At 71.0% G+C, this 8,896-nt stretch carries 7 protein-coding genes and 1 pseudogene; 5 read left to right on the top strand and 3 right to left on the bottom strand.

Features of this window, described 5'->3' with window-relative positions; genetic code table 11:
* Window positions 1–411 precede the first annotated feature (411 nt).
* Entirely contained in the window at window positions 412–2,061 is a 1,650-nt protein-coding gene (locus ACFV0O_RS34045; RefSeq protein WP_380347606.1) for an MFS transporter, read from the bottom strand.
* Between the two features lie 466 nt (window positions 2,062–2,527).
* Between ACFV0O_RS34045 and ACFV0O_RS34040 the strand changes: the two genes are divergently transcribed.
* Complete coding sequence (locus ACFV0O_RS34040; protein ID WP_380347605.1) at window positions 2,528–3,883, top strand: hypothetical protein; 1,356 nt, start codon at window positions 2,528–2,530, stop codon at window positions 3,881–3,883.
* A gap of 59 nt (window positions 3,884–3,942) precedes the next feature.
* Here the strand turns inward: ACFV0O_RS34040 and ACFV0O_RS34035 are convergent, their stop codons facing one another.
* Window positions 3,943–4,746 (bottom strand): ABC transporter permease, encoded by an 804-nt coding sequence (locus ACFV0O_RS34035; protein WP_380347604.1) that lies wholly within the window; start codon window positions 4,744–4,746, stop codon window positions 3,943–3,945.
* Window positions 4,743–5,705 carry an ATP-binding cassette domain-containing protein gene (locus tag ACFV0O_RS34030; protein WP_380347603.1) on the bottom strand — a complete coding sequence of 321 codons (963 nt, stop codon included), beginning with the start codon at window positions 5,703–5,705 and terminating at the stop codon, window positions 4,743–4,745. The genes ACFV0O_RS34035 and ACFV0O_RS34030 overlap by 4 nt, the downstream gene beginning before the upstream one ends.
* 218 nt (window positions 5,706–5,923) lie before the next feature.
* Here ACFV0O_RS34030 and ACFV0O_RS34025 point away from each other — a divergent pair, with 218 nt between their 5' ends.
* The 4 genes and pseudogenes from ACFV0O_RS34025 to ACFV0O_RS34010 all read left to right on the top strand — a co-directional run bounded on the left by ACFV0O_RS34025 (window position 5,924) and on the right by ACFV0O_RS34010 (window position 8,553).
* Window positions 5,924–6,661, top strand: a complete 738-nt coding sequence (locus ACFV0O_RS34025; protein WP_380347602.1) for a helix-turn-helix domain-containing protein — start codon at window positions 5,924–5,926, stop codon at window positions 6,659–6,661.
* A 312-nt stretch (window positions 6,662–6,973) separates the two neighbouring features.
* On the top strand, window positions 6,974–7,522 hold the full coding sequence (locus tag ACFV0O_RS34020) for a hypothetical protein (RefSeq protein WP_380347601.1): 549 nt from the start codon (window positions 6,974–6,976) through the stop codon (window positions 7,520–7,522).
* Between the two features lie 27 nt (window positions 7,523–7,549).
* Window positions 7,550–7,723, top strand: a pseudogene (locus ACFV0O_RS34015) (aminoglycoside phosphotransferase family protein); the annotation flags it as partial.
* A 476-nt stretch (window positions 7,724–8,199) separates the two neighbouring features.
* Entirely contained in the window at window positions 8,200–8,553 is a 354-nt protein-coding gene (locus ACFV0O_RS34010) for a beta/gamma crystallin domain-containing protein (protein ID WP_380347600.1), read from the top strand.
* The last annotated feature ends 343 nt before the right edge of the window (window positions 8,554–8,896 follow it).

Here is an 8,896-nt window from a genome sequence, read left to right as displayed (position 1 = left end):
GCGGGGCGGCGCGGTCGGGGGGGCGCGCGGCGCCGCGCCGCCCCCCCCCCCCCCCCGGCCGTGGGGGAGGCCAGCCGCGCCGACGGAAGGCGCGGCTGCTCTGCTCGGCGGCCCGACTGCGGTGGGGTCGCCGTGTCCGGAATGCTAGACCCCGGCCCGTGTGCCGTACAGGGCTTTGACCTGGGATTTTCCGGCCGCGAACATGCCATCCGGAAGATGTCGCTCCGCGCGCTGCCCTCCCCGAGCCGGCACCTGTGCGGTGTCCGGCGAACACCCGCCGCCCGGTGCGCACCGGGCGGCGGTGACCGGGTGGACGAACGACGCGGCGACCGCAAGCCGCCGGCCTCACGCCGCAGACAGGCCGGCCGGGCGGGCGGCAGGTCGGAAGGCCAGCAGCTCGGCAGGCCAGGATCAGGTACCGGAGCCGGAGCCGGAGCCGCGGACCGAACCGGGCTGCGTGACCGGGATGCGTTGCACGAAGAACAGCCCGACGAGCCCGGTGAGGGCGAGGATCGCCAGGGCCACCTTGAGGCCGTCGATCCGGGCGCGCGCGTTGGCGTCGAGCGCCGCCTGGGCCACCTCCGTACTCGTCCCGGCCTGCTCGAGGGCGGCCCGGAGCTGGTCGTCCGACATGAACGGGACGCCGCCGGAGAGCCGCACCGTGGCCTGGTTCTTGACCTCGTCGGGGATCGCCGGGTTCCGGTCCACGCTGTTCAGGAAGGACGTGGTGAGCACCGCGATCATGATCGACCCGGCGAGCGCCGTACCGATCGACGCGCCGAGGTTGGTGACGGTGTTCTGGACGCCCCCGACGTCGGCGCTCTGATCGTCCGGAACCGCCGACACGGTGACCGCGCCGAGCTGGGACGCGAGGGCGCCCATGCCCAGGCCGACCAGCAGCAGCGGAACGGTGGTGACCTCCGCACCCGTATCGGTGTCCAGGGCCGCCATCAGGACCACGGCACCGGCGATCATCGCCAGCAGACCGAGCCGGACCACGAGCCGCGGGGACACCTCCGGGAGGAAACGCGGGATCCCGACCGCCGCCGCGAGCAGGGTGAGCGACAGCGGCATGATCCGCACGCCCGTCTCCAGCGCGGAGAGGCCGAGCGCGACCGACAGGTAGAGCGGTACGACGAAGAACACGCCCATCTGGATGAGGTACTGGAAGAAGAACATCGTCAGACCGCCCGAGAGCTGCCGGTTGCGCAGCATCGTCAGGTCGACGAGCGGCTCCCGTCCCCGCCGCATCAGGTACTCCTCCCAGCGGAAGAACAACCACACCACCAGCACGCCCGCGAGCATCAGCCAGACGCACGGCGAGAGTCCGAACCAGGACGGTGCCCCCGGCTTCGGGACGAACCAGCCCCATTCGTCCGTACGGAGCACCCCGAAGACGAACACGCCCAGCCCGAGCGCCGACAGGACCGCGCCGACCACGTCCACCCGGGGGCGCCGGGCCGGCGACGCGTCGGCCACCCGCCGTGCGAGCACGAGGATGCCGAGGATCACCACCACCTCCCCCACGAACACCCAGCGCCAGGAGAAGTACGTCGTCGCGACGCCTCCGATGAGCGGCCCGAGCGCGATCGCGATCGCCCCCGCGGCCGCCACCAGCCCGTAGGCGGCCGGGCGTTGGCGCTCGGCGAAGTTCCCGGCGACCAGTGCCACGATCGCCGGGAGGATCAACGCGGCGCCGACCCCCTCCAGGAACGACCAGCCCAGCAGGAGCACCGGCAGGTTCGGCGCGACCGCCGTGGTCAGCGACCCGCAGCCGTAGACCACGCAGCCGATCATGAACGCGCGCCTGCGGCCGATGATCGCCCCGACCTTGCCGCCCGGGATCATGAGCACGGCCATCACCAGCGTGTACGCGGTGATCGCACCCTGGATCCCGGTCACCGAGGTGCCCACGTCCTGCGCCACCGTCGCGATCGACACGTTCATCACGGAACTGTCGAGCGCCATCACGAACTGCCCCGCGGCCAGCGTCACCAGGACCAGTCCCGCGGCACCGCCCAACCCGGACGGGCGTTCCGACGCGTTGGCTCTCTCCACCATGGACGCATCTTCCCGCCGAGGACGTGCGGCTCCGACGTGCCTCGCCGAACCGAACGGGTTCGCCGGACCGGTTCGCCGAACGGGAATCGCCGGACGGGAATCGCCGGACCGGTTCGCCGGACGTCTCCGCACCGCCCTGGTGTTCGCCAGTGACGGCGGTGGCCGCCCGTTCGCGACCGGGGACAGCGGACAGGTCGGGAAGTCCACCACGGCGTCCCGGTCGGTCCGACGACTTCGACGTCGCCGCGGCCACCGTGCGGGAGTTCTCGAAGGACTCGGCCGACGGATCAACCGGCGGCCTGTCCGGTGGAAGCGGAAAGGCCTGCCGTCCCACCGCAAGGCCTGCCGCTCCACCGAGGACCGTGGCCGGTCCGCCGAAAATCCGTGGCCGGGCCGCCGCCGCACATGACATGATCGGCCGCATGCTCAAATCCCTTGCACGGAACGGCGGCCACCGCCCCGTCCGGTGAAGTGGCTGGACGAGGCCGTGGCCACCGGAGCCGCCACGACGCCTGCCGCCCCTTCCCGTAGCGCGATCTTCGACGCCGTGCGCACCGACCGTTCCGGGCCCGTCGCCGCCCGGCTCCTGCACCTCGTGCGCTCCGACGATCCCGTCGTGCGCGGTGAGGTCCTGGATCTCCTCGACGGCCTCGCGTCCGGTGCCCCCTGGCCCGAGGCCGCGAACGCCGCGCTGGAACGGCTCACGGACCCCGACGAGGAGGTGCGGCGCCGGGCCGCGAGGCTCGTGGTGCACGCGGGGGGCCACGACCTCGCGCTCACCGCCCTCGGCGAACTCACCGACCCGGTCGTGCGCACCGTCCTCGCCGACGGGCTCGGCGCCCGCATCGCGCACCTGCGAGCCGACCCCCTGGCGTCCGTCCGCTTCCTCGCGCACCTGGAGACCCTGCGGGTGTCGTCCGCCGTGCGGTGGCCGACCCTGGACGCGGCCCTGCATGCCGACGCCCGGGAGGCCTCGCTCCACCTGGAGGGCGTCGGACGGGACTGGGGGTCGGCGCTGTACCGGCTGGGGCGCGAGCAGCACACGTACACGGTGACGGCCCGCCTGCTCGCCGAGCCCGCCACGCGGGACGTCGGCGCGGATCTCGCCCGCGAGGCGTGTCACGACTGGCGGGCGGGCCCGGTCGAGCTGCTGCCCCTGCTCGTCCGCCACTGCGGGCAGGGGGCGGGCCCCGCCATGGCGAAGGCCCTCCGCACGGCTTCGATCTCACGAGCGGCGATGCGTGCGCACGGCGCTCTGGCGGCCACCGTCCCGTTCACGCCGTACCCGAAGGCGCGTCGCCCCTGCCCCGACTCCACGCCGTCGTACGACGGCGCATCCGCGGCCGCGCTCCTGGCGGCCGAACCCGTCGGGGTGGGCCGCCTCGCCCACGCCCCCGCGGTCTTCGGCGCCCTGCTGGACGCGGGCCCGTTGACCTTCCGGCAGGCGGCCCAGCTGTACAACCTCACGTTCCGGTGGCCGGGACGTACGCAGGCCGTGTGCGCCCCGCTGTGGCTGCGGCACGCGGGCCCGTCCGCACTGCCGCGACTGCTCGCCCTCGTCACGCCGCACGTGGGCGAGTACACGGTCGGCGAGCACTACCTGGGGTGCCTCGCGGCGATGGGGCGCCATGCACGGCCCGCCCTGCCGGCCGTGACGGCGCTGATCGACCGCCGTGACCGGATCCCCGTCAACGACTCCACCCGGGACGCCGAGACGGAACTCGACGAACGCCTGCTGGCCGCTGCTCTCGACACCCGTCGCGCGATCGTGGCGGACGCCGCGGCGCACCACCACCCACCGCGTCCCGGGCCCGGCGTGTGAACGCCCGTGGTGGAGGGGTCCCGGGGGTCAAGGACGATCACGCGACACTGCGGAACCGCTCACCTGGTGGGCTCGCGGTTGTAGCGCTTCCTGGCCCACAGGTAGCCGCCCAGAGCGATCAGGGTGCACCAACCGATGGTCAGGGTCGCGCTGTTGCCGATCGGAGTGCCCATCAGCAGCCCACGCAGGGTTTCGATGAACGGGGTGAACGGCTGGTACTCGGCGAACCACTTCAGCCCTCCTGACATCGAGTCGGTGGGGACGAACCCGCTGCCCATCATGGGCAGGATCATCATCGGCGTCAGCATGTTGCTCGCGGTGGCGACGCTCTTCGCGACCATGGCAAGTGCGACCGACAGCCAGGTGAGCGCGAGGACGATCATTGCGAGCACGCCGATCGCGCCGAGCCATGCACCGGGGTCCGCGGTCGGCTCGAATCCCACCAGCAGCGCGACCCCGATGACGGCGGCGATACTCAGCAGGGTCTGGATCAGGCTGCCCAGCACATGACCGGTGAGCACCGAGACCCGGGCAATGGCCATGGTGCGGAACCGGGCGACGATGCCCTCGGTCATGTCGATGGCCACCGAGATCGCCGTGCCCTGGGCCGAGGTCGCCACAGTCATCAGGATGACGCCGGGGACGACGTAGTTCACGTAGGCGTCCCGCCCGCCCGACGGCCCGCCGAGGCCGGTTCCCAGGATGCCGCCGAGAACGTAGACGAACAGCAGCAGGAAGACCACCGGAACCCCGGCGGCCGTCAGGATGAGCGTGGGATAGCGCAGCATGTGCCGCAACTGGCGGCGCAACATGGTCACCGAGTCGGCAAGGGCGTGGGAAACGGCGCTGGAAGCGGCGCTCATCGGGCGGGCTCCTGTTCCGTGACCGGGTTGCCCGTCAGGGCGAGAAAGACGTCATCCAGATCGGGGGTGTGGACCTGAAGTTCGTCGACGGTCAGCGAGGCGCGGTCGAGCCGGTCCAGCAGTGCCCGCAACGACCGGACATCGCCCTGGCCGGGGATCTGCAGGGTGCACGTCTCGTCGTTGCGGGACAGCACGTCCAGCGTCCGGGCCGCGTGATCGTAGCTGCGCGGGTCGGCGAAGCGCAGGGTGATGTGGCCGCCGCCGACCTGCCGCTTGAGCTCCTCCGGCGAGCCTTCCGCGACCAGCCTTCCCCGGTGCAGGACTGCGATCCGGTCGGCGAGTCGGTCGGCTTCCTCCAGGTACTGGGTGGTGAGGAAGATCGTGACGCCCTCGTCGGTCACCAGCCTGCGGATGATCTCCCACATGGTCCGCCTGCTACGCGGGTCCAGTCCGGTGGTCGGCTCGTCGAGGAAGATCACGCGGGGCCGGCCGACCAGCGTCATCGCGAGGTCCAGGCGGCGGCGCATCCCGCCGGAATACGTCGCCGCAGGCTTGCGGGCCGCGTCCACCAGATCGAACCGGGCCAGTAAGTCCTCGGCACGTTGCCGCCGTTCCCGGCGGGGCAGGCGGTTCAGGCCGGCCATCAACAGCAGGTTCTCCCGGCCAGTGAGGAAGCTGTCCACCGCCGAGAACTGGCCGGTGACGCCGATGGCGGCACGGACCGCGTCCGGTTCCCGGACCACGTCCCGGCCGGCGACCCGCATGTCACCGGCGTCGGCGCGGATGAGCGTGGACAGGATCTGCACCACCGTGGTCTTGCCGGCGCCGTTCGGGCCGAGCAACGCGAAGACGGATCCCGCGGGGACGTCGAGGTCGATGCCGTCGAGCACCACGTGGTCGCCGTACGCCTTGCGTATCGCCGTCGCCGAGACTGCGCGTTGACCGGGATCGGTGGTCATGGGTTTCCCTTCCGCTGGTCGGACAGGCGCCACACGAGCGCCTTCACAATTCAGCGAAAGTTACGTTGCATTCATCTATTCGTCAATCATGTTCGGGTGACTCAACCCTCATATCTGCAGGTCGGATTCGTGAAATCGTTGCATGGCTTATGCCGGCTAATGCAACAGGGAGGCATTGCATTAGGCTGACCGCGACGCCGACAGGTGGAGGACACCCGATGCCCGGTGACAGACTCACCCTCCAGGACCGACAGCAGATCGCCGCAGGACTGCGCGAGGAACTGACCTACGCCGCCATCGGCCGCCGCATCGGGCGGCCGACCTCCACCGTCACCCGCGAAGTGATGCGCAACGGCGGGCCGCGCGGGTACCACGCCGAGGTGGCCCACCGAGCCGGCACGGGACACGCGCGTCAGCGCAAGACCACTCCGCCGACACCGCCACCAGGCGGTGCCCACCTCGGCGGGCGCGACCCACGGCTCATGGACGAAGTGGGCACGCAGAGCATGGAACTGATGATTCAGGCGGGGCTCCCACAGATGATGGCCAGGGTGCTCGCCGCGCTCTTCACCACCGACAGCGGGAGCCTCACCTCAGCGGAACTCGTGCGACGCCTGCACGTCAGCCCCGCTTCCATCTCCAAGGCCATCGGTTACCTGGAGAGCCAGGCACTCGTCCAGCGCGAGCGCGACCCTCACAGCCGCGCCGAACGCTACTCCATCGACGACGACGTGGCGTTCCACTCCATCATGGCCAGCGCGCACGCCCAGACCCGGATCGCCGAAGCCTGCAGGACCGGGGCCCGAAAACTGGGGCCCACCACCCCTGCCGGCGCTCGCCTGGAGAACACCGGCCAGTTCCTCCTGCACGTGATCGACGACCTGGTTCGATCGGTCCAGCACTGGCACCAGGTCTACTCCGCCCACCCTCGGAAGACGTCCGCGACCGACGACTGAACAGATCACGTCGACCTCGGGCCTCGCCGCGTCACGCCCGTCGTGATGTCCGCATCCACTCGACCGCCCTTCCCTTCGACGTCATCGACGCCATTCCCGTCCGGGAACACGACATCGGCATCGGCCCGCACGCACCCTGCCTGGCCCCACCGAGCCCTGCGAGTGACGACCACGGCGCCTGAACGGCCACTGACCCGTGCTGTGCTCAGCGTCGTCTTGTCGGCGAGAACCACTGCGACCCCGTCTTCGCGAGTTCTGGCACCGCCCTGCACGTCGTCGGGCTTCGCAAGCGCTGTCTAGAGTGTGGGAGCTATGCGACTGGTCGAGATGGAGATAGCCCGGCAGGACTGGAAGGGCATGCTGTGCGGGTGCGGCGACTCGGCAGAGCACCTGGCCCGGGATCTGCTGCAGCTCGCGGGCAGGGGCCCCCTGCAGAGACCCTGCCATGTCAGCCTCGAAGAGCACGTCTGGTCTCCGACAGTCCTGTGGGAGCCGGCTCCTGCCGTGACGTCCGTTGCGCTGGCGGCCTTGGCGGACGACGTTGCACCAACGGCTCGCGCGTGGTTCCTCGACCTCCTCCAGCGCATGGTGGCAGGCGAGGGCACGGCCTGGGAGTCCGCTCGACGGGGACTCAACCTACCGGAGCTGTGCCGAGACCTTGCCGTGCAGGGTCTCTGGCTGCTCTACGGGGAGGTGATGTCCGGTCGGTCGCCGCGGGCCGGCACCGCCTTCGAGATCCTCACGGTGGTAGAGCCCGACAGGGCTCGCCTGCACCGCGTTCGGGAGGCCGCGGCCGCATGGTTGCCCGTGTGCTGCAGGACCGGCATGTGCGATGACGATCTGCCGGCCGTCGACCGCTGACTTCGCCGGAACCACGGTCGAGTTGCCCGAGAGTACGTGGCGCTGACGACCGCCGGCACCGTCGTGACACCCGGGGGCGCCGACGCTTCGGCGTGGGCCGCGGCGATCGACGTGATCCGCGCGCCCGCGCCGGCCTATGAAGGGCGTTTCCTGCACCGGGACTTCCAGCCCGGAAACGTGCTGTTCGAGGCGCCGCCCACCCACCTACCCGGGCGGGCGGCCGGGCGGGCATCCGGCGCGAAGGGTAGGCCGTGCGCCGCCCGGGCGCCTCCCGCGCCGTGATGGCACGGCCGGTTCCACGCATTCCACCGTCCCGGTGCCGCCCCGGCGGGTGCCGGACCGCCCCGGGGGGCGGACGGGTTGGCGGCCCGCGGGCACGTCGTCCCAGGCCAGGGCGGGGTGACCGGGACGGATGCCGCCGCCGGGGCCGGTGGTTCGGATGTTTCGCCGGGCAGGTCACCCACGCCCCATTGACACCACCAGTTCACCACCGGGACCCATCGTGCACGGAAAGTTCGGACAGATATGACTGATACGCAACCGGTCGGCGGCGGACGCGATTGACCGTGTACGCGACCGCCGAGAAGCTGGTCGGGCACGACGCAACCGGCATTCGGTGCGGAGTGCGTCTCCTGATTCGGTATTCGATCCGCATGTGATTCGACCAAGGAGGATCAGTGATCTCGAAAACGAAGAAGATCGTGAGTACCGTGACCGCCGCGTTCGCCGCGGCGGCCGCGTTCACCGTGGCCGTCCCGTCCGGTAACGCCTTCGCCATCGACCACATCGAGTGCAGGGGCGGGGAGAACTTCCTGAAGATCTGGTCGCACAACGGCGGCAGCCAGAGCGTGGACTGCTACGCGAACGCCGGCCGGACCTCCTTCGGCGACTGGTGGGTCGACCGGATCTCCACCGGGAACAACGACCTGATCTACTACGACGCCAACGGCGACTCGGTCAAGATCCCGCGCTGGACCGACATCTCGTTCCCCAACCGTCCGCCGCTGGTCCGGTCCATCGAAATCCTGTGACGGCCGGCTGACAACCGGCCCGTGCGGGTGTGCCGGGCCTCCGGATCGCCGCTCGACGGAGCCCGCCGTACCCGTCCACGGCGGGGCCGGTTCCCGTGACGCGAACCGGCCCCGCCCGCCCCTGCCCCCGCCTGCCGGCCACGCTCTTGAGGGCTCGGCCGGCGGGTGGGGCGGGTTGCACTGCGGTGCCGCTGTCGGGGGAAGGGCCGATGTCGGTTCCGGGCCGCTGACCTGCTAGTGTTCTTCCTGTCGCGAGGGAGAACGATTCCTCGCCAGGCGTCAGCGGTGCTACCAGAGCACGTCCTACTTTCAGTAGGAAGAGTCCGTGCAACCCGGGCCTGGC

This window comes from Kitasatospora sp. NPDC059577 (genome assembly GCF_042735475.1).
Lineage (GTDB): Bacteria > Actinomycetota > Actinomycetes > Streptomycetales > Streptomycetaceae > Kitasatospora.
Note: the sequence above shows the minus strand (reverse complement) of the source record. Positions and strands in the feature narration are given on the sequence as shown.

Coding starts and splice junctions, on each gene's coding strand:
- ACFV0O_RS34045 (WP_380347606.1), bottom strand. CDS start 2,061: ATGGTGGAGAGAGCCAACGCGTCGGAACGCCCGTCCGGGTTGGGCGGT.
- ACFV0O_RS34035 (WP_380347604.1), bottom strand. CDS start 4,746: ATGAGCGCCGCTTCCAGCGCCGTTTCCCACGCCCTTGCCGACTCGGTG.
- ACFV0O_RS34030 (WP_380347603.1), bottom strand. CDS start 5,705: ATGACCACCGATCCCGGTCAACGCGCAGTCTCGGCGACGGCGATACGC.
- ACFV0O_RS34025 (WP_380347602.1), top strand. CDS start 5,924: ATGCCCGGTGACAGACTCACCCTCCAGGACCGACAGCAGATCGCCGCA.
- ACFV0O_RS34020 (WP_380347601.1), top strand. CDS start 6,974: ATGCGACTGGTCGAGATGGAGATAGCCCGGCAGGACTGGAAGGGCATG.